The sequence below is a fragment of the Formosa sediminum genome (genome assembly GCF_007197735.1).
Classification (GTDB): Bacteria; Bacteroidota; Bacteroidia; order Flavobacteriales; family Flavobacteriaceae; genus Formosa; species Formosa sediminum.
This window is the reverse complement of record NZ_CP041637.1, coordinates 2523169-2543575: the sequence shown is the minus strand read 5'-3', so window position 1 is coordinate 2543575 and position 20407 is coordinate 2523169. Positions and strand designations below refer to the sequence as shown.

The following is a 20407-nucleotide window of genomic DNA, read 5'->3' as shown; positions in this document are numbered from 1 at the left end:
TTAATAGTGCATTAATAGTTCTAAATCGTCTAAACTATTGGCATCGTGTATGGTTTTATCGTGTCGCCACCGTAATATTCTAGGAAATCGGGTTGCAAATCCACTCTTATGGCGACTAGAATGTGCGATACCTTCAAAAGCAATTTCAAAAACCAATTCTGGTGTCACGCTACGTACCGGACCAAAACGTTCTAAAGTGTTTCGTTTAATCCAAGCATCTACTTGTCTAAATTCGGCATCTGTAAGCCCAGAATACGCTTTAGCAAAAGTTACAAGCTTTTGGTCCTGATCCCATAAACCAAATGTATAGTCTGTAAATAAATTAGAACGTCTACCGTGGCCACGCATGGCATAAGTTAATACAGCATCTATAGTTAAGGGGTCTGTTTTCCATTTCCACCAATGTCCTTTTTTTCTACCTACTAAATATTTAGAGTCTTTTCGTTTAAGCATGAGCCCCTCGCTATGCATTTCACGTGCACGTGCTCGCTCTTGGATTACAGCGTCCCAATTGTCACAGTTTACGGTTTCAGACAATTGTAAAGGCAATTGCTCAGGTGCTAATTGTTTAATAAGGTGTTCAAGAATCTGCCGCCTTTCACTAAAAGGGTGTGATCGGAGATCTTTACCTTCCCATTCTAAAATATCATAAACTTTTAATATAACAGGTGTTTTTTTTAGCAAGGCTTTGCTAACGGTTTTTCTTCCTATTCGTGTTTGTAAATCTTGAAAAGTACCAATGTTCTGATTCGGATAAGGCAAAATTTCTCCATCTAAAACGGTCCCATTTGGGAGTACCGATTTAAATACTTGAAATTCGGGATATTTATCTGTAACTAATTCCTCGCCTCGACTCCAAATAAACAATTCATGATGTCTTATAATCGTTTGAGATCTAATCCCATCCCATTTATGCTCGATACTCCAGTCTGTAATAGGACCCAAACTAGAAACTGGACCTTCCAAACCATATGCCAAATAAAAAGGATAAGGCTTAGAAATAAAATCTGATGGGCGTGTCTTTAAAACCAAATCTTCAAAAGAAATTGTACTCGGATCCCATTGCCCCATTAACTTGTAAGCTAAAATATCTTCGTCTACTCCCGTAGCTACAGATAATGCCCGAGTCATTAATTTCTGACTTACTCCAATCCTAAAACCGCCTGTTATAAGTTTGGTAAACACAAATCGTTCATAATAATTTAAGGTATTCCAATGTGTAGTAACATACTCCTTTTTAACGGCTTCGTCTTCTTGTTTAAGCGAAAGCATATCTTGTAAAAACGCCGTTAACGATTTGTCGCTGGTATTTTGATTTGTAGGTAAAATTAAAGCAATCGTTTCTGCTAAATCGCCAACAATATGATACGATTCTTCAAACAACCACAACGGAATATGAGCCAATTCTGAAGCCCACTTTCTAAGTCGTGTGGTTTGTATTGGTCGTGGTGGTCTTCTATGCGATAATATAGCAATAGTCCATACTTTATCTGTATCACTAGCCTGTTTAAAATAAGCTGCAAGTGCTTGTACTTTTAAAGTGGTTTTAGTAGTACTGTCTAGGGTTTGAACTAATTTGGCAAAATGTTTCATAGGTTTTCCTCCTGTTCAAGTTTAGTATCCATCTCATGTAATTCTCCTTCAAATTGGGTATGTTCAGTTCTTGCATCAAACCCTTGAGATCGCAAGTATCTAGAAAAGATATCTGTATACCCATGGGTACAGATTATTTTTTCTGCTCCAGTATATGTTATTGCTGTTAAAAGCTGTTCCCAATCGCAATGGTCAGACATCACAAAGCCACGATCTACTGCTCGGCGCCGTCTTGCCCCTCTAAAAGCCATCCATCCACTAGCAGATGCGGTAACATAAGGCACCATTTTTCTAATCCAAGGAGATCCATGAGCGCTTGGTGGAGCCAAAACAATATTTCCCAATATATCTTGCGGAGTGGTGTCTCGGGTAATCCGTATAGTCGCTGGTAAATCTACCATGGGCCGAATCACAGCGGTCATATTTTCTATAGCGCCATGGGTGTATATTGTACCAATATGCGGATCTAAATGTTTTAACAAACGTTGGGCTTTGCCTAAAGAATACCCAAATAAAATCGAAGTCTGTTTTGCAGCTTTATTTTGCGCCCACCACGTATTAATGGCATTAAAAACAGTGGCTTGTTGTGGCCAGTTAAATGCAGGTAACCCAAATGTGCACTCGGTAATAAAAGCATGACATTTAACAGGTTCAAAAGGGACAGCTACCCCATCTTGTTCCAACTTATAATCGCCAGAAAACACCCAAACTTCCCCCCGATATTCTACGCGTATTTGTGAGCTTCCTATAATATGTCCCGCAGGGTGTAATGAAAATTTAACGTTATTAATTACAAAAGACTCGTTATAAGCTACACCACTTACTTGTATGTCGCCTAACCTGTACTTTATTATAGGTACATTAGTATGATGCGTAATGTATTTTTTATGCCCATACCGACTATGGTCTGCATGCCCATGAGATATAATAGCACAATCTACAGGTTTCCAAGGATCTAAATACACATTGGCTACTTCGCAATAAATACCATAATCGTTAAAAACTAATAAGGGTGATTCCATAATATAATCTTTAAAATTAAAGATATAACGATTTAATGAAATCCGTTTTGTACAGATGCTATACCGCTAAACTTTATACGGTATGAGCACATTTTGAGTCGGTTGCCCTATAAAATACGTGACTAAACCACTCCCCTTAATTTACATACATAGTATATAACCACCCTAATATGCATTAAATTCTAACACATCTTAAAAAATCCCTGATCTAACACCTCTTGTCTTTTAAAACAAATCTGCTTAACATACAGTAAAACAATTTTTTAATGGTTCAACACATAAACCTTAATTTAAATTTTGCTTATTGTAAATATATTTTTAGTTTTACCTAAACTTTAAATTAGTAATACTTAAAACATAATTACATATCATGAAAAAAATAGTGTATCTCTTTTTAATACTGCATGTTGTAATGACAGCACAAAATTCTAACGCCATAATTTCAGGTACAATTACTGCTGCTGGTTCCCCGGTACCCTTTGCTACTGTGTATGTAGAATCTGGAACGCAAGGTGTAGATGCCAATGCTAATGGAACATATACTTTAACCGTACCTTCAGGACTCATCACATTAGTTGCACACTACCAAGGATATCGTACGGAAACGAAAACACTTAAAATTAAGGCTGGGACGCAACAAACTCTTAACTTTAATCTTACTGAGGATGCTTTGGGCCTAGATCAAGTAGTGGTGAGTGCCACACGAAACAGAATCAGCAAAAAAAAAGCACCCGTTATTGTTAATGTGCTAAGCCCTAAATTATTCAGAGCCACACAATCTATTTCGCTAGCCGATGGATTAAATTATCAACCTGGCGTTCGTGTAGAAACCAATTGCCAAAATTGCGGATTTACCCAAGTACGTCTTAACGGATTGGAAGGGCAGTATACTCAAGTGCTCGTAAATAGCCGACCAGTGTTTAGTGCGCTTAATGGCGTATACGGACTTGAGCAAATTCCGGTAAGTATCATCGATCGTGTAGAAGTGGTTCGTAGTGGAGGCTCTGCCCTTTTTGGATCTAATGCCATTGCAGGAACGGTAAACGTCATTACTAAAGAACCCATTAATAATACGTGGGACGTCAGTTCGTATCTGGGGTTTATAGATGGTAAAACACCAGACCGTAGTGTAAATATGAATGCTTCTATAATTAACGAAGCACTAACTGCCGGTGTTACGGTGTACGGCATGTACCGCAATAGAGATGCTTTTGATGCAAACACTGATGGGTTTAGCGAAATCACAAAACTTACCAACAATTCACTTGGAGCTAAAGCTTTTGTAAAGCCTAACGATAATAGCAGAATTGGAGTCGATTTTACCGCTATTAAAGAATTTAGACGCGGTGGTGACCGACTAGATCTCGCACCTCAATTTACTGATGTTACCGAACAATTAGATCATAACACTATTTTTACGGGTATAGATTATAAGCTATTTAACGATACACGAACCAACGATGTAACGGCTTATGTCTCTGTACAACATACCGATCGCGGAAGCTACTATGGTGGTTTAGGGGGTGGACGAACGCATGCCGACTCTATTGCTGCAAACAATGCTTTTGGGACTACAAAAGATCTTGCCGTAGTTGCAGGAGCTAAATTTACCCATCATTTTAACTCTAACGACGTGCTGACTACAGGTATAGAATACCAAATGAATGACACCGACGATATCATTACCGGTTATAACCGTTTAGTAGACCAAAAGGTGAATAATTATGGCCTTTATGGGCAATACGAATGGAAACCATCAGAACAATTTACGGCCTTAATTGGTGCCAGATTAGATCATGTAGATGTGGATGGTTATTATACCATAGAAGATATCGAACGTGCTTCAGATGTAGCAGAAACGGTATTAAGTCCACGTATAACACTATTATACGATATTACTAAAGCCCTACAATTTAGAGGTGGATATGCTAGAGGTTTTCGCGCTCCTCAAGCCTTTAACGAAGACCTTCATATTGCATCTGTTGGCGGAGAACAAAGTTTTGTAATCCTTTCAGACAATTTAGAAAGTGAATTTTCTAACGCCTATACAGCCTCTTTTAATTTTACAAAAGATTTCAATTTAACGCAAACAAATGTGTTGGTTGAAGGGTTTTATACCACCTTAAAAAACCCTTTTACCATAGTGAGTACAGGGACCACTTTACCTAATGGTTCTATCTTAGAAGAATCTCGTAATGGAGAGGGAGCCTATGTTACAGGAACAAACATAGAAATAAGCGTATCTCCTAGTTCCTCCTTATTTTTCCAAGCTGGAATCACTCTCCAAAAATCAATATATAAAGAAAATCAAATGCTTTTCGAAGCCGATGGCAGTAATGTAAATGAACACGATGTGATTATAGATGAATTTACTCGATCTCCCAACGTATATGGGTTTTTAAATACCAATTGGGAAATTATTGAAGATCTCAGACTAGATGTCACTGGAAGTTACACTGGTAGTATGATTGTGCCTCATATAATAAGTGAGTCTGGCTTTATGGACTTGGTTAATACAGAGGCCTTTTTCGATATGACCACCAAATTAACTTATCACTTTGATCCTATTGAAGATGTGCATGTAGAAATTAGTGGTGGTGTACAAAATATCTTTAACAGTTATCAGGATGATTTTGATTCTGGTGCGGGACGTGATTCTACTTATATTTATGGTCCAAACCAACCAAGAACAGTTTTTGTTGGATTAAAATTTGGGGACTTTTAAAACACCTTTACATGTTAAGAATTTTAATTTTAATTGGTGTTTTTCTCGGAAGTTTTTCCAATACAAACGCTCAAAATAGCAACACGATTCATTGGAAAACCTTTCCGGAATTAGAAAGCGCTCTAAAAGAAAATCCAAAACCAATTTTTATCTTTTTCCATGCCCAATGGTGTGCCTATTGTAAAAAAATTCAACGTCAAGTCTTTACTAAACCCGATGTTATAAACCTTATAAATAACAAATATTATGCTGTACACATGGATGTCGAATCACAAGATTCCATAGTATTTGAACACACTGTATTCACCAATACGCAAGCGCTTACAAAACGAAACGGCATACACGACATTCCTTTACTTCTCGCTTCTAGAACTGAATACCCGTTTTCTTTACCTGCAACTGTTATTTTAAATAAAGATTTTACCGTAAGACAAAGGGTTTTTGAATATTATACGTCTAAAGAACTAGTACTGCTATTAAAATAAATTTACTACAGTCAGGTATGAGACTGTAAAAACTAAAAACCGGATGATACTTTAATGCATCATCCGGTTTTATATAAAGAAACTGGTTTTAAAATTGGCTTACTAAGGGTATGCCTTAATGTTTTTCTTCTAGTCGTTCTTTTGCAGAAGCATCTTCGGCAACACCATTTTTCCAATACGAGTAGGCATACAATTCGTTAGTAGACCATTGTAAATCTTTACGTAAATAGTGTCTTATCGCTTTTACAGCTGAGAACTCACACGCCACAAATCCAAATTTCACGACATCTGGAATGGGTAGAGCTTTAACGGCATCTATTAAAAACTCACCGTGTCCAGGATTAGGGTTATGTAGCCATTTAAACGTAATATCGGCTTTAGTCGCTAACACCTGTTCATCGGCTTCGCCATGCACTTCAATAATACACACCCCTTTAGCCTCAGGAGGTAAAGACTCTAAAATCACACTAAGTACAGGAATAGCAGTGGCATCGCCTACCAACATATACCATTGGGCTGGCGGATACAATTGCTTATCGTGTAATTTCATAGCTACACCAAGCTCTGCGCCGGGTTTAGCTTCTATAGCCCAAGCCGAGGCAGGCCCGCTCTTACCATGATTTACAAAATCTATTGTCAATTCGTTTTTTTCTAAATCTATGGCACGGTGCGTATAGGTACGCATATATGGTAATACATCTGCTTCTGGTAGTATCCAAGTATTGCGTGCGGTATCAAAATGTCGCATATGCAATTTAGGTACTCCTGCCGGCGGAATAAAAACCTTATTATTATCGCCTAACATAGCTGTTTTAAATATACTAACATCTCCTGTTAACACAATGCGTATATAATGCGGGGTAATAAACTGTTTGTGTTTTACAGTAAATGCGCCTTGCACGATGGGGTTTGTAGGTGTCGTCATAAATATATGGTTATAAGTGATCTGAAACTTCCTTTATTTTAATTTTAAAAGAAAGAATACCATCTCCAGAAATATACCAAGCCTGCGGATCTAAATACACCACTTTCCCATTTTGGTAAGCCTGGGTTTGTTTTATTAATTCGTTTTCTATAGTGGCTGTGTTCGTTGCTTGTTTGCTCACTACGGCACTTCTGTCTAGGATAAATAGATAATCTGGATTAATATCTTGTATAAATTCATTAGATACAGCTTGGCCGTGGCGCGCTGCATCTAAATGATCAACGGCTTCTTTAAATCCAAAGGCTTTATAAAGTACTCCAAAACGAGAATCACTACCAAAAGCACTAAATTTTCCATTATTATGCATAATCATTAACGCCTTTTTATCTGTGGCAGTTACTTGCTCATGTAAGGTCTGCACGCGAGTTTTAAGATCGGTAATAATACTAGTTGCTTCTTTTTTTTTATCAAAAATATCGGCAAAAACTAACAGATTTTTTTCTATAGAGGCTAAATTATCACTCGTATCTGTTTGTAAATACACGGTTGGAGCTATTTTAGATAATTCGTCATAATTAGATTTCATACGTGCAGAGATAAAAATAACATCAGGTTCTAAAGCACTTAATTGCTCATAATTCACTTCAAACATAGTCCCTAAATCTACAATAGCTTCATTCGTTTTATAATCTTGTAAATAGTCTGGAACATGACTTTTAGGGATGCCAGCAACAGCTATTCCTAATACTTTTAAGTTTTCTAAAGAGGCATAATCTAAAGCCACAACTTGCTTGGGGTTTTTAACCACCTCAACTGTGCCAAGCTCATGCGTTATGGTTACGGTCTCTTGCGGTTCTGCAGTTGTAGTATCTTTGGGGGTGTCTTTAGGAGTGTCTTTACAACCCGTTAAAAACAATACGAATAATACGGTAAATAGGTGATGAATAGATTTCATATTTTAATATATATTTAGTTATAATAATTGCAAATTCTTTTGTTGTTAGTTTCTATAATTTCAAAATCAATGTCATAAATATCTTTTAAAATTGTAGGCGTTATAATATTTGGTGTGCTATCAAAATGGATTAATTGTCCGGCTTTCATGGCTGCGATATAATCGGAATATTGGGCTGCAAAATTAATGTCGTGCACCACCATAACTATGGTTTTGTTATGGTCTTCACTAAGACGTTTTAACGTTTTCATGATTTGCACAGAGTGTTTCATATCTAAATTGTTAAGCGGTTCGTCTAACAAAATATAATCGGTGTCTTGAGCTACTACCATGGCTAAGAATGCACGTTGCCTTTGGCCACCGCTGAGTTCGTCTAGATAATTATCTTGTAACACTGTTAAGTTTAAAAAGGCAATGGCCTCCTCAATTTTAAGGGTGTCTTGTGCGGTTAAACGACCTTGCGAATAAGGAAAACGTCCAAACCCTACGAGCTCTTTAACTGTAAGCTTTAAATCTAAATGATTAATTTGCTTTAGTATAGACAGTTCCTGAGCAAGAATCCGATCTTTATACGCTTTTATATTTTTGTCATTAATAATTATAGCACCTTGGTTAGGTTCTATAAGTCGTGCTATAGCACCTAAAAGCGTGCTTTTTCCAGCCCCATTACTTCCTATTAAAGAGGTGATTTTCCCTTTCGGAATATTTAAATTAACCTGGTCTACAACGACATTATCGCCATAGTGTTTTACTAAGTTATTGGTCTTAATCATAACGTTCTAGTTTTTAACAAGAGATATATAAAATATAACCCGCCTATAAAATTGATAATAACACTAATTACAATATTAAAGCTAAACAGGTGCTCTACTAAAAATTGTGCCCCGAGTATGGAAATAAAACAAACCAAACAACAGGCTGGAATTAAAATGTGATGCTTATAGGTTTTAAACATCTCGTATGTTAAATTGGTTACCAACACCCCTAAAAATATAATGGGTCCTACTAAGGCTGTAGACACAGCTACTAAAGCTGCAATTAAAAATAAATGTAGTCGCACTTTTTTAAAATAAGGAACGCCCAAATTTACGGCATGTGCTTTCCCCAAACCAATAACATCTAAATACCTAAACTGGGTTAACCCTATACCAAAACAACCTAGCAGAACGACTAACGCATACCAAATCAAATCGTAATTAATAGCGTTAAAACTAGCGTATAAAGTACCTTGTAAAATCAAGAAATCGTTAGGGTCTAGTATAAGCTGTAAAAAAGAACTAATGGTATGAAAAAGCGTTTCTAGTACAAGCCCAATTAACAGTAATAGATACAAATTATGGTTCTCTTTCTTAAAAATTAATTTAAAAAGTATAAACGCAAAGCCTAGCATAAATACTATAGAGAGAAAGAAATTCTCCTTGGCACTTATTACTGAAAAAGTTTTATCGCCATACATAAATACAATAACAGTCTGAAACAGTAAATACACAGCTTCAAATCCCATAACAGACGGCGTTAATATTCTATTATGTGTAAGCGTTTGAAAGACTATAGATGAATAGGCTACGGCACAAGAAACCATACCAATAGCAAAAACTTTATAACTACGCCTCTCAAAGGAATACGCCCAATTAGTAGGCAAACCATAGGTTAAAAAAAGTGCACATAAGCCCAGCATCACAACGGTTAATAGTATAATTTTTTTTAACTGTATGCTCATCGCTTGCGTATTAAAAGTATTAAAAACACTAATCCTCCAATTAAACCAACCATCATCCCAATAGGTACTTCAAACGGATAAATAATAAGACGTCCTAAAAGGTCACAAACCAAGACAAATAAAGCCCCGATAACGGCTGTATAAGGCAGCGTTTTTCGTAAATTATCACCATATAAAAGACTAACAACATTGGGAATTATTAACCCTAAAAACGGTATCGTACCAATGGTTACTGCAATAGCACTTACTGTTAAAGAAATACATAGTAACCCAATAAGTAATACACCCCGATAATCTAATCCCAGGTTTTTCGAGAAGCTTTCTCCCATACCTACTACCGTAAATTTATTGGCATATAAATACGTAATAATAACAATGGGTAAACATATAAAAATAACCTCGTAATTGCCTTGAAGTACGCCTGAAAAATCCCCAATTAACCACGTTTCGGTGTCTTGAACAATATTAAACTGAAAGGCAAAAAACGTAGTTATAGACTTAATTACACCTCCAAATAACAACCCTAACACAGGAATAAAAATGATGCTTTTATGTCGTATACGATCTGCTATTTTTAAAAAGATTACACTGGCTATAAAGGTGACTAAAAAGGCAAATATTAATTTATATAGGGCACCGTATTGTGGAATACACACTATAGCGCCTAAAATCCCTAATTTGGCAGCTTCTAGTGTTCCTGCCGTTGTTGGAGATACAAATTTATTCTGCGTCATTTGCTGCATAATCAGTCCACAAATACTAATGCCTATACCTGTTAACAGGACAGCCAAAGTACGTGGTAACCTACTTAGGGTTAAGATCATCCAATCTTCGCTGGTCCAATGTAAAATATCGACTATAGAAATCGATTTAATGCCTACAAAAAGGGAAAGCACAGATAACACAAAAAGGGCAATAAGAAGCAAAAAAAGTCTCAAAGTCTGTCGAGATTCAAATTATTAAATATGTGTATGTATTATTTCAATAAATTAATGAGTCCCGGTAGAATACACCGAGACTCAAAAACAACAATTAAAATATTAAACTACAGAGTGTTAACAAACACACAAGTGTGTTACTCACCCTGATATGTTAATTTACTTACAGCTTTAGCACTTTCTCCTATCACTTCAGAAAGTTGTGTTGCTGTAGCAGTATCGGGATCAATAGCATATAAATAATTTTCATTTTCTGTTGGCGTCGCTGGTACAATTAATAGGCCATTAGCTGTGTCTATATATGGTAATTTATACTCCCAAGAGGTTAATGCAGATTCTGGGAATCCTGTTACCCAAGTAAACGATTGTGTAGCAACATCAACTACTGCAAAACGGTCTGCATCAATTCCAAATGTAGCATCATCGTTAGTTCCTGGATACATCGCTAAAATAAAAGTGGTCCCTCCCATATAGTACGATCTAAATAAATTATAACCTCCTGAAGCTTCAGTCACATTAAAGAAATAATCATCATCAAATGCATAAGTGCCTGCGTTAATTTTTAACACCCCAGATGGAATGGTACTTGAAGCAGCGCTATCATAATCGGTTTGTGCTGCAGAAAACACATATAAATCCCCATTGTCTACCACTTCTAAACCGGTATCTCCTTGAGAGTATTTCTGACTAGAAACAGACCCTGTACGTCCTGTATCTTTAATAACTTGGTCTACCGTAAAGTCGTCGTTTAACACAACAACATAAGTGCTGTTATAGTAATCTGAAGAAAATGAACTCGAGTTAATACTACGTGCTCCTAAAATAATTTTATCTTCATATTCAGCAACATCTGTAAAGTAAGCAATTTCTCCTTCTTCTAATAAATCATCTGTAACCAAGCTATATTCCTGAGAAGCATCTGTTTGAGAATCTACCGTATAAAAGTAAGCGTGTTGCACAATAGTAGTATCTCTTAAACGGTCTGAATACACTAAAATAATATCATCATTCACCACGCCTCTTGTGTGTATAGAGACATCTAATGCCAATTCATTTCGTTTTACAATGTTTCCACTTTCATCCATAATATAAGAAGCCGATGTAGAGGCATCTGCCCCATTATATAAAAAGCCATAAAGCACTTCTTCTCCAAAGCTTTCCCAAATTCTTGTTCCTGGAGATTGTACAGCAGAAGTTCCTGTAGCATCTATTACAGTACCGGCATCAATATCGTCAGAAGCTACAAGATAATCGTTTTCGCCTGAAGACGCTGTAACTATATATTTAGAGGTTCCGACAACACCATCGCCATCATCACCGCCAGTATCACCACTAGAGTCGTCTGAAGAACAGGCAGAAAAAGAAAGTAAAGCGGATAGCGCTATGAAGCTTAAAATTTGATTTTTTGATTTCATAATATTAAATTAATTTACATTTTAGTATTTATAATTGGTATCTTGAATGTGTTTACATTCTATTAAAAAAGTATCTAAATTTTACAGAGAAACTACGCCCTGGTTTTTGTAAGCTATAATTATCGTAAAGCTTAGCATCAAAAATATTTGTACAGTCAAAAGACACATTGTACTTCCCGTTTTTCCAAGAATAGTTCACAAAAAAATCATGAGCTACTTGAGAGGGCACTAATGCACGGTTCGACGCTTGGTAGGTGTCATAATCATATAAAAACTCATCGGTATAACTTAGGTTATAAGAAATCCCAAGACGGTTGTCTGTATTCCAAATATTTTTAAAAAAATAAGAAGCCCCAAATTGTCCAAACATGGTAGGTTGGTTAGGTAAAGTAGCATCGTAATAGGTAGATCCTGATGTAAAATTTTTAGGTTCTAAGTAAGATAAACTAGCATTAGCCGTAAACCGATCTTGGTAAGAATAAGTCATCTCTGCATCTATTCCTGATGTTTTTACCAATTCGGTATTTTCATAAGTCCCTTCGCCTTGCGAATAATCAATATTTAGCCTAATATAATCTGTAGTTCTTCTGTGAAAGAGATTAACATCCATATTAAACATATGATCGGTGTGGATATTAAAATTGTAATTGAATCCTAAATTTACATTATTACTTTGCTCGGGTTTTAAATCAAAGTTAGCCACATAAAAACCAAACACTTCTCCAAAAAGTTCAGAACTTACAGGTAGGCGTCGTGTAGACTCAAAGTTGGCTTTTAATTGTAAGGCGTCTGTTATAAAGTATGTGGAAGTCACGCCAAAACCAAATTGTGTATCTTCTTTTTCAACCATCTGGAAATCTTCAACACCATTCAAATTAGCTAAATCTAAATACGCCTCGGCATGGTAAGAATACATTTTTCCGAAAACCGATGCACTAAATTTTGGCGTAATATCGCCGGTAAGGCTCGCACCTAATATATTTCGGTTATTTATTCTGGGCTCATCATTAATATAATCGTCCACCTGTACACGCTCATCTCCTTGTCTCGAGAAAAAATTAGCAACATTGTTTATCGTTAAACGGTAAGCGTCATTAAGTGCATAATTAATATTAGCATTAATAGTCCCATTATTATCATGATATACGTAATCGGAATATTGACTCTCGCCTAAAGAATTAGAGGGTACCCACTCGCCTAACCAATTATATTCTCGGTCTGAAAGGTCAAAGTTATGCCCGCCTCCAAAATTATAATTGGCGCTTAAACGCACATCTAACCCACTAGTAAATAAATCGTCTTTAGCATATAAAAACGAAGGCATGACAATTTGAGAGGTTTGGTACTTTTCTCCATAGGCTAAGTTTAAATATGCCGGATGCTGTATCTCATCGTATTCCTGTCCTAACGTAATCCCAAACAACAATTGGTCTGCAAATGATTTGTTAACGAAACCAAACTTTCCAATAACCGTTTCATTATGGTAAACATCATGAAAACGTCTTACACGTTGGGTTTCTTTAGATAGTAAATTGGTATCAAAATCTTTAATAAGCACATCTACATAATAGTCGTTATCTGAGTAATTCTGAAAGGCACTCACCTGAGCTGTAAATCCGCTTTTCGAGGTATACCCTGCATTAATAAAGGTTTTAGCCGTATTAAAACTACCGTAAGAAAACGACGCATCTACATAGGTACCTGCAGAAGTTTTGGTTACTATATTTACAGCACCTCCTAAAGCATCTGAACCAAAGTTAACAGGGACTACACCTTTATAAACTTCTATACGCTCGGCAAGGTTTACTGGTAAATTATTAATCTGAAACGCAGAACTCATGGCATCCATAGGCATGCCATCTATAAAAAACCGAACGTGCCTCCCACTTAATCCATTTATAGTAACGTTTGTACTAGATCCTAATCCACCTTCTTGTTGAATTTTTACACCTGGCGCACGCTCTAAGACTTCAGATAAATCTACAGATGCGTTATGAAACGCTTTTACATCTATGGCTACAGCATTAAAACCAGATTCTTCGATATTACGCACACTCGATTTTCCAACAATCAACACATCGTCTAATGCAAAAGAGGCATCTTGTGTTAAAGTAAAATTTAAAGTAGTAGTATCGCTTACCGCCTCAAAAGATTGCTCTTGCTTAAGGTAACCTACCACACTACAAACTAAAGTAGGCTGTGCATTAGTAAAACGCAACGTATACATCCCATCAAAATCGGTGTAAACGGCATCATCGGTGTCTTTTACCATAACAATAACATTATCTAAAGGGCGACCTTCTTTATCGGTTACGGTTCCTGTTACGGTTTTGGTCTGACCATAGCCTACCGCCATAAAACCTAATAAAACACTAAAAAATGTATATAACTTCATAATCTGTTTTGCCTAAAAAACGTTTGGTAACTCGGATATACAATTCATACTATAGTCTTAAAAAAATGATAAAACACGCCAGCTTGTGTATGAGCGCTTGTATATTTGACTATCTGAATAAAATATATTAAGTTTGTTATTTAGATTTAGTTTAAATAAAAGCAAATGTATTTGAACTCCTAAAATTATCACCTACGCAAATTGGATTAAAAAAGACGTAAAAAGAATAAGTATGAAATCGATCTTTCAGAGCGAACATTTTACTGAGAAAAAAATTGTTAAAACATACACGAATGCCCGTGCTCGCAAACATATCGTAGAAGAGAACAGGCATTACGAGAATGCGGCAGTAAATATTGATATTAAGGAAATTATGCTCGATGGCATACATATTTATATTAGAAACGAAAAATTAAAGCCGCCGTTTATCATGCAAGTCGAACATGATTTTCCGTTTATGAAAATGCATTTTGAAATGGAAGGTAGCAGTAAATATAAACCGCTAGATCCTAAAAATCCGGCTGTAAATATTCCAAGCGGACATTATAATTTGTTTTTCTTACCTAAAGTTAAAGGCACTTTAACTTACGATAGTCCCATCCGTAAAACTTTAGAAATCAATTTTAACAAACGCTTTCTTAAACGGGTCTTTGGGCCTTCACTCATGGATGCCAGTTCGGCCTATGGGCAAGCATTACTTAGCAATACCCCCTTTTTAATGTGGGAAAAAAGCAAACCCATCCCGCCTAATATCTTACTTATTATTCAGGATATTATCAATTGTAATTTTGACGGCAGCATCAAGAAAACGTATCTAGAGTCCAAGGTTATCGAGGTGCTAAGCATTTTATTTAACGAGATCAAAAATAAAAACCATACTGAACAAGATTATACCGAAATTGATTTTTTAAAAATTAAAGAAGCCGAAGCCATTTTACAAAAAAACCTTAAAAATCCACCAACCATACCCGAATTAGCAATTTTAACAGGCTTAAACCAATTTAAACTTAAACAACATTTTAAACAAGTGTATGGCAAGCCTATTTTTAAATACATCACAGACTTACGTATGGAAAAAGCCATACAGCTTATTGTAGACCACGGCCATACAGTAAGCGAAGCCGCCTACGATATTGGCTACAAAAATCCGCAACATTTCACAGCCGCCTTTAAACGAAAATTCAATTATTTGCCAAGCAAATTAAAAATACACTCATAAATTAACATCTACCAATATCATCATGTTTAAACATAAGTACCTCCACGTCGCAGTAGGCTTAATCTGTTTCTTTAGCATACTACCTCAAACCACCTTAGCACAGGAACAACTTAATATAGGCGAAAAAATAACACTCAAATCCCAAGTATTAAACGCAACCAGAACTTTATACATATCGTTACCTAAAAGTTATAACGATACTACATACAGCCCCAAAGCGTATCCTGTACTCTATTTTTTTGATGGCGATTCTCATTTCGAAAACCTAGTGGCACAACGCAATTGGCAAACCCGCAACCTGTATGCGACCATGCCTGAAGTGATTCTTGTGGGTATTGTACAAGAAGACAGAACGCACGAACTTACGCCTACCAAAATGGAAACTCCAGCCTCATGGAAACGAGCAAATTTTTCAACCTCTGGGGGTAACCCTACTTTTATGACCTTTATTGAAACTGAAGTCAAACCGCTCATAAACAACACCTATCGCACTAACGGATTTGAAATTTTAAGCGGCCATTCCTTTGGGGGCTTAGCCACGGTAAACTGCTTTGTAAATACGCCCCAATTCTTTGATGCCTATGTAGCTATCGATCCTAGCATGTGGTGGAACCATACCAACATCCTTAACCACATGCAAGACCAATGGATAACCGAGGCTCACCAAGGTAAATTACTATTCGTCGCAAAAGCCAACGATCCAGGGTCTGGTGCAGAACATCACAACGCTAACCTCGCCTTACACGACACATTAGAAGCCTTACAAGATCGTGCTAATTTTAGGTGGGACTTTAAATTTTATGATAATGAAGATCATGGGTCTGTCGTGATACCGGCCGAATTTGATGCTTACAGATTCCTCTTTAAAGGCTACCAAATGCCTGTAAAAACACTAATGAAACAACCTGAACTGCTAGCGGCACATTTTACCCAAATTTCTGAACGCTTAGGGTATCAAGTCGTGCCAGATGAAGCCTTAATTGATGAAATGGCAAATGTGTGCATGCGACAAGACTTATACGCTCAGGCAGAAGCTTTACTATTAAAGAATAGTGAAAACTATCCAAATAGCGCTCATGCTCAGAGCAGATATCAAAATTTTAAACATTAAGCCAGAATACTAAAATCACCAACTAATATATAAGTAAGCAAAAAGGAACCCAATCTACATGAAAATGGGTTCCTTTTTCTTTACGGTTCTACTTCGAATATCTTTCTCTTAAAATATTCATTTCAAAATAGAAATATAACGTCTTTTTTTTTAAAAGGCGTTTTCTACCTCTGCTGCTTCAAGCATCAAATAATGTAAATCTGTATTTTTTATAAAGGGTTTTAAAAGCTGACTCCCTGGACCAAACATAGCCAACTCGACATAATCGGCAGAGTGTTGCATACTTATCCATCCTACCGAATTATGCGCCTTTTGCAGTTCTGCCAAGAGGTGAAATGGTAAATGCCTTGGGTTATACCAACCATCTTCGGTAGATAATTCTTTATAATAATCTAATAGCTGTTTACATGCTTCATCTGTAAGCGCAATATTATTGGCATAGTGTATGCGTTCTTTAACTTGCGAGATAGATGTTTCTTTACCAATCCCATTTAAAATCCATTCGTTAGTGTGTATATAATTCTGAATAGAATCAAAATTAGTATTAGCATCACTTCCGTAAATAACTCCAGGGTTGGCATTACCATGGTCTGTTGTAATAATCACTAAAGTTTCACCGTCTTGCTCAGCAAAATCCATGGCCACTTTTATAGCATCATCATGATCTATTTGATCATGAATTAAGCCTGCAATATCGTTACCATGAGCAGCCCAATCTACTTTGCCTGCCTCGACTTGTAATACAAAACCTTTAGCGTGATCTTTCATTACGTCGATTGCTTTGGTTGTCATTTCAGCAAGTGTAGGTATCTTTTGAGTCAATTCCTTATCGTTTTCTCTATCTATCACGTATGGTAATCCGCCGTCGTCAAACACTCCTAAAATAGGTTTCCCGGGAACTGTTGAAAGCATCTCCTGCTTGGTGTGAACTACTTGATAACCTTGCGACTTGTACGCCTGATACATGTTTGTTTTATCCTTCCTTTTATCTGATGCAAAATAGTCGTTTCCTCCACCCATCATCACATCAAATTTGTGTTCTAAATACAATTCAGCAATGTGTTCTTGCGCATTTCTCGATTTTGAATTAACGCAAAATCCCGCAGGAGTCGCATGCGTAATAGACACAGAAGTAACACAACCAGCTAGTTTTCCTACCTTTTTAAATTTTTGCCAAATAGGAAGGTGTTCCGCTCCATTTTTACTCACATTAATTGCACCATTATTAATACGAACGCCACCACCCCAAGACGAACTTGCTGCAGCAGAATCTGTAACAATGGAGTTTGCAGATGCCATATCCATTAAAGCTCTATTCACTGTATTGTCTTTATATAAATCCAGCCAATTAGAGCCTTTACCCGTTTTTCTAGACAGATATAAGTCGACCATATTTAACGTTCCGGTACTCATTCCATCACTCACTACAATAATAATGTTTTTTGCCTTTTTATTAGCGTTCGTTCTATCATAAGTCAAGTCATTAGCAACACTCGAAAAGGGATTTAAAACCGCTGCTCCTACCGTAAGTAGCGATCCTTTTTTAAAAAAATGTCTTCTGTTCATTATATATTTTTTTAATTTATATGTTGGGCCTTACAGTCGTTAAGAATAAAAATAAAATGTTCTACATCATCACTGTTTAATTTTAGTGTACCGGTTACAGTTACCAAAGCATCGGTTTTAAAATATGGTTTATCTTTAAATTGAAGTTCTATTATGGTATTTGATTCGCCTTCACCACAAAAAAAGCATGAAGACATTGGTCCTTTAGATAAAATATATACGTTGTCTTCGGGTGCAATATTTAAAAAGAAACCTGTGACGCTTATTTGTTTTCCTTCTAGAGCTTTCACCGGGTTTAAAAAAATTGGAGACAGAAAATATTCGTCATATCCTGGAAATTTCTTTTCACTATAGCTCACATGCGATAAATCGTCCCAAGTTACGGTCTGCTGACTAAAACATAAGGAACTGCATACAAGATTAATAACTAGTAATAGTTTATTTTTCATGACTTAAAATGGTTGAAATATTCATTTTTATGATGGGATAAATAGCCATGGAAACAGACAAAATCACCATTAGTAACACAAGTCCACCGATTTGTAAAACGTCATGAAAAGGCAAATCCTGAAGTATGTTTTGCTGATTGTTAGCGGTTATATATTTAAGCACAACCAATAACCCCATTTTAACGAGTAAAAATCCGACTAAAAAGGCAACACAAGCAATGGCTAATCCTTCATACAATACCATTTTTATTAATTGAAAATGACGCGCACCATACGTCCGTAAAATAGCCAAATCGAAAGCCCTTTCTTTTACCATTTTGTATAAACTAATAAATATTGTTAACCCTGATATAATAAGAATTAAATAGGCAATCCACGATAAGGTTCGAAACCCAACACTGGTATATTCATATAATTTATGAAGCTCAAATTTAGGCAAAACAGCTTGCATATTCGTGTTTTTATTAATTTTCCTAGGAAGGGTTAAAAGGGCTCTCGGACTTTTTAAAGTGACTAATAAGGACGTGATTTCTTTATCTTCTTCGACGGTTTCATGGTCATGATGGTGATGAGAATCTAAATGATTTTCCGCTCCCTCATCTTTATGATGATGATGCACGTCCCAAATACTTTCTAGGTTAGTAACTATTAATCTGTCAATTACTTTTTGGGTAGGTTTTAAGATGCCGACCACGGTTAATTCATCTGTATGTAGATCCATATTATTTTCGACTAATCCATGAGAACTTAAAAACGTATCCCCTATTTCAAGGTGTAATGTGTTTGCAATGGTTGCTCCTAAAACAACTTCCATAGATGTTTTAACCGAACGTCCAGTGTCTAGTTCTGCATTATAAATAGTCAGAAAATCGTCTGTAGTCCCTACAATACGATACCCTTTGTAAGTGTCTCCATAAGAGATGGGCACTGCCATTTTAACCATTGGATTATTTGCTGTTTTTTTAGCTTCAGCATAAGAAATATTTCCCGTAGGATTATCTAAATGTAATACTGAGGCCAAAACTAACTGCAACGGACTTCCTTTGGCTCCAATAACCAAGTCTATGTGTCCTAATTGCGTTTCTATCTGATTTTTAAACGTATGTTTTAATTGCTGAACCCCTAAAAGCAACGCAATACTTAATGATAAAATACAAACACTTAAAAACGTATATAAGGATTTCGATTTAATATTTTGCAGACTAATTTTCCAAATATTCATAACGCGATTGTATTTTGGAAGTATGGTTTTATTCTGTGATCGTGAGTAATTACAATTAAATGAGCTTGGGTTTGTGCCGCTTGTTTTAATAATAATTCGATGACTATTTTACAGTTTACATCATCTAGACTAGATGTGGGTTCATCGGCTAAAATGACTTGTGGTTCATGAATTACAGCTAAAGCAATACCCAGACGCTGTAATTGTCCTTCACTAAGCGCATTGACTTTACTCGTTTTAAATTCCAATAAATCTAATTGAGACAATAAAGCATCAATCTTATTATGGTTTACAGGTTTTTTACTGAAAAATAATCGTGCTTGTAAATTCTCAATAACATTTAAAGACGTAATAGCATGTTTTTGTTGAAACACTAGCCCTATCTTTCGCCCTCTAAACTGATCTAATTCACGATGTTTCAAAGCTGTTAGAGCTGTTTGATTTATGATAATTTCCCCACTAACAGGTTTCAGAATTCCTGCTAATAGATGCATTAACGTCGTTTTTCCAATACCTGATGCCCCCAATATAAGCAAGTGCTGTTGTTTCTCTAAACTGATATTAGGAAAACCAAACACCTGACCTGTTTTTGTATACTGAAATGAAAGATTATTACTCTGTATCATTATAAAGTGATTATACTTGTTTTAAATCTAAAATTCATCCT

At 36.1% G+C, this 20407-nt stretch carries 17 protein-coding genes; 4 read left to right on the top strand and 13 right to left on the bottom strand.

Going from position 1 to position 20407, the window contains the following annotated elements:
- Entirely contained in the window at positions 1-1593 is a 1593-nt protein-coding gene (locus FNB79_RS10990; protein ID WP_143381351.1) for an ATP-dependent DNA ligase, read from the bottom strand.
- Complete coding sequence (locus FNB79_RS10985) at positions 1590-2615, bottom strand: ligase-associated DNA damage response exonuclease (RefSeq protein ID WP_143381350.1); 1026 nt, start codon at positions 2613-2615, stop codon at positions 1590-1592. Before FNB79_RS10985 ends, FNB79_RS10990 begins: the two co-directional genes overlap by 4 nt.
- 370 nt (positions 2616-2985) lie before the next feature.
- On the opposite strand from FNB79_RS10985, the gene FNB79_RS10980 reads away from it, so the two are divergent.
- Entirely contained in the window at positions 2986-5340 is a 2355-nt protein-coding gene (locus FNB79_RS10980; RefSeq protein WP_143381349.1) for a TonB-dependent receptor, read from the top strand.
- A gap of 11 nt (positions 5341-5351) precedes the next feature.
- A complete protein-coding gene (locus FNB79_RS10975; protein WP_143381348.1) occupies positions 5352-5825 on the top strand; it encodes a thioredoxin family protein in 474 nt (157 codons plus the stop codon).
- A gap of 115 nt (positions 5826-5940) precedes the next feature.
- Here the strand turns inward: FNB79_RS10975 and FNB79_RS10970 are convergent, their stop codons facing one another.
- The 7 genes from FNB79_RS10970 to FNB79_RS10940 form a co-directional block, all read right to left on the bottom strand.
- The gene (locus FNB79_RS10970) at positions 5941-6750 is read right to left on the bottom strand and encodes a siderophore-interacting protein (protein WP_143381347.1); all 810 of its coding nucleotides are present in this window, start codon (positions 6748-6750) and stop codon (positions 5941-5943) included.
- A 10-nt stretch (positions 6751-6760) separates the two neighbouring features.
- Complete coding sequence (locus FNB79_RS10965) at positions 6761-7705, bottom strand: siderophore ABC transporter substrate-binding protein (RefSeq protein WP_143381346.1); 945 nt, start codon at positions 7703-7705, stop codon at positions 6761-6763.
- Between the two features lie 14 nt (positions 7706-7719).
- Positions 7720-8478, bottom strand: coding sequence for an iron ABC transporter ATP-binding protein (locus FNB79_RS10960; protein ID WP_143381345.1), 759 nt, complete (start codon positions 8476-8478; stop codon positions 7720-7722).
- Positions 8475-9425 carry an iron chelate uptake ABC transporter family permease subunit gene (locus FNB79_RS10955; RefSeq protein ID WP_143381344.1) on the bottom strand — a complete coding sequence of 317 codons (951 nt, stop codon included), beginning with the start codon at positions 9423-9425 and terminating at the stop codon, positions 8475-8477. The genes FNB79_RS10960 and FNB79_RS10955 overlap by 4 nt, the downstream gene beginning before the upstream one ends.
- Positions 9422-10363, bottom strand: coding sequence for an ABC transporter permease (locus tag FNB79_RS10950; protein WP_143381343.1), 942 nt, complete (start codon positions 10361-10363; stop codon positions 9422-9424). Before FNB79_RS10950 ends, FNB79_RS10955 begins: the two co-directional genes overlap by 4 nt.
- A 137-nt stretch (positions 10364-10500) precedes the next feature.
- Positions 10501-11778: a DUF4374 domain-containing protein gene (locus tag FNB79_RS10945; protein WP_143381342.1), complete on the bottom strand. Its 1278-nt coding sequence runs from the start codon at positions 11776-11778 to the stop codon at positions 10501-10503.
- A 52-nt stretch (positions 11779-11830) separates the two neighbouring features.
- Complete coding sequence (locus FNB79_RS10940) at positions 11831-14173, bottom strand: TonB-dependent receptor domain-containing protein (RefSeq protein ID WP_143381341.1); 2343 nt, start codon at positions 14171-14173, stop codon at positions 11831-11833.
- Positions 14174-14405: 232 nt separating this feature from the next.
- On the opposite strand from FNB79_RS10940, the gene FNB79_RS10935 reads away from it, so the two are divergent.
- Both FNB79_RS10935 and FNB79_RS10930 read left to right on the top strand, forming a co-directional pair.
- The gene (locus FNB79_RS10935) at positions 14406-15392 is read left to right on the top strand and encodes a helix-turn-helix domain-containing protein (RefSeq protein ID WP_143381340.1); all 987 of its coding nucleotides are present in this window, start codon (positions 14406-14408) and stop codon (positions 15390-15392) included.
- 22 nt (positions 15393-15414) lie between these two features.
- The gene (locus FNB79_RS10930) at positions 15415-16503 is read left to right on the top strand and encodes an alpha/beta hydrolase (protein WP_143381339.1); all 1089 of its coding nucleotides are present in this window, start codon (positions 15415-15417) and stop codon (positions 16501-16503) included.
- 150 nt (positions 16504-16653) lie between these two features.
- Here the strand turns inward: FNB79_RS10930 and FNB79_RS10925 are convergent, their stop codons facing one another.
- Genes FNB79_RS10925 through FNB79_RS10910 form a run of 4 tightly spaced genes read right to left on the bottom strand, consistent with a single transcriptional unit; the run spans position 16654 to position 20366 of the window.
- Entirely contained in the window at positions 16654-18069 is a 1416-nt protein-coding gene (locus FNB79_RS10925; protein ID WP_143381338.1) for an alkaline phosphatase, read from the bottom strand.
- An 11-nt stretch (positions 18070-18080) separates the two neighbouring features.
- Positions 18081-18518: a hypothetical protein gene (locus tag FNB79_RS10920; protein ID WP_143381337.1), complete on the bottom strand. Its 438-nt coding sequence runs from the start codon at positions 18516-18518 to the stop codon at positions 18081-18083.
- Positions 18508-19740 carry an ABC transporter permease gene (locus tag FNB79_RS10915; protein WP_143381336.1) on the bottom strand — a complete coding sequence of 411 codons (1233 nt, stop codon included), beginning with the start codon at positions 19738-19740 and terminating at the stop codon, positions 18508-18510. The genes FNB79_RS10920 and FNB79_RS10915 overlap by 11 nt, the downstream gene beginning before the upstream one ends.
- Complete coding sequence (locus FNB79_RS10910; RefSeq protein ID WP_143381335.1) at positions 19737-20366, bottom strand: ABC transporter ATP-binding protein; 630 nt, start codon at positions 20364-20366, stop codon at positions 19737-19739. The genes FNB79_RS10915 and FNB79_RS10910 overlap by 4 nt, the downstream gene beginning before the upstream one ends.
- Positions 20367-20407 lie beyond the last annotated feature (41 nt).

Bases quoted from the DNA above. Each gene is read 5' to 3' on its own strand.
- FNB79_RS10990 (WP_143381351.1), bottom strand. From the start codon at position 1,593: ATGAAACATTTTGCCAAATTAGTTCAAACCCTAGACAGTACTACTAAA.
- FNB79_RS10985 (WP_143381350.1), bottom strand. From the start codon at position 2,615: ATGGAATCACCCTTATTAGTTTTTAACGATTATGGTATTTATTGCGAA.
- FNB79_RS10980 (WP_143381349.1), top strand. From the start codon at position 2,986: ATGAAAAAAATAGTGTATCTCTTTTTAATACTGCATGTTGTAATGACA.
- FNB79_RS10975 (WP_143381348.1), top strand. From the start codon at position 5,352: ATGTTAAGAATTTTAATTTTAATTGGTGTTTTTCTCGGAAGTTTTTCC.
- FNB79_RS10970 (WP_143381347.1), bottom strand. From the start codon at position 6,750: ATGACGACACCTACAAACCCCATCGTGCAAGGCGCATTTACTGTAAAA.
- FNB79_RS10965 (WP_143381346.1), bottom strand. From the start codon at position 7,705: ATGAAATCTATTCATCACCTATTTACCGTATTATTCGTATTGTTTTTA.
- FNB79_RS10960 (WP_143381345.1), bottom strand. From the start codon at position 8,478: ATGATTAAGACCAATAACTTAGTAAAACACTATGGCGATAATGTCGTT.
- FNB79_RS10955 (WP_143381344.1), bottom strand. From the start codon at position 9,425: ATGAGCATACAGTTAAAAAAAATTATACTATTAACCGTTGTGATGCTG.
- FNB79_RS10945 (WP_143381342.1), bottom strand. From the start codon at position 11,778: ATGAAATCAAAAAATCAAATTTTAAGCTTCATAGCGCTATCCGCTTTA.
- FNB79_RS10940 (WP_143381341.1), bottom strand. From the start codon at position 14,173: ATGAAGTTATATACATTTTTTAGTGTTTTATTAGGTTTTATGGCGGTA.
- FNB79_RS10935 (WP_143381340.1), top strand. From the start codon at position 14,406: ATGAAATCGATCTTTCAGAGCGAACATTTTACTGAGAAAAAAATTGTT.
- FNB79_RS10930 (WP_143381339.1), top strand. From the start codon at position 15,415: ATGTTTAAACATAAGTACCTCCACGTCGCAGTAGGCTTAATCTGTTTC.
- FNB79_RS10925 (WP_143381338.1), bottom strand. From the start codon at position 18,069: ATGAACAGAAGACATTTTTTTAAAAAAGGATCGCTACTTACGGTAGGA.
- FNB79_RS10920 (WP_143381337.1), bottom strand. From the start codon at position 18,518: ATGAAAAATAAACTATTACTAGTTATTAATCTTGTATGCAGTTCCTTA.
- FNB79_RS10915 (WP_143381336.1), bottom strand. From the start codon at position 19,740: ATGAATATTTGGAAAATTAGTCTGCAAAATATTAAATCGAAATCCTTA.
- FNB79_RS10910 (WP_143381335.1), bottom strand. From the start codon at position 20,366: ATGATACAGAGTAATAATCTTTCATTTCAGTATACAAAAACAGGTCAG.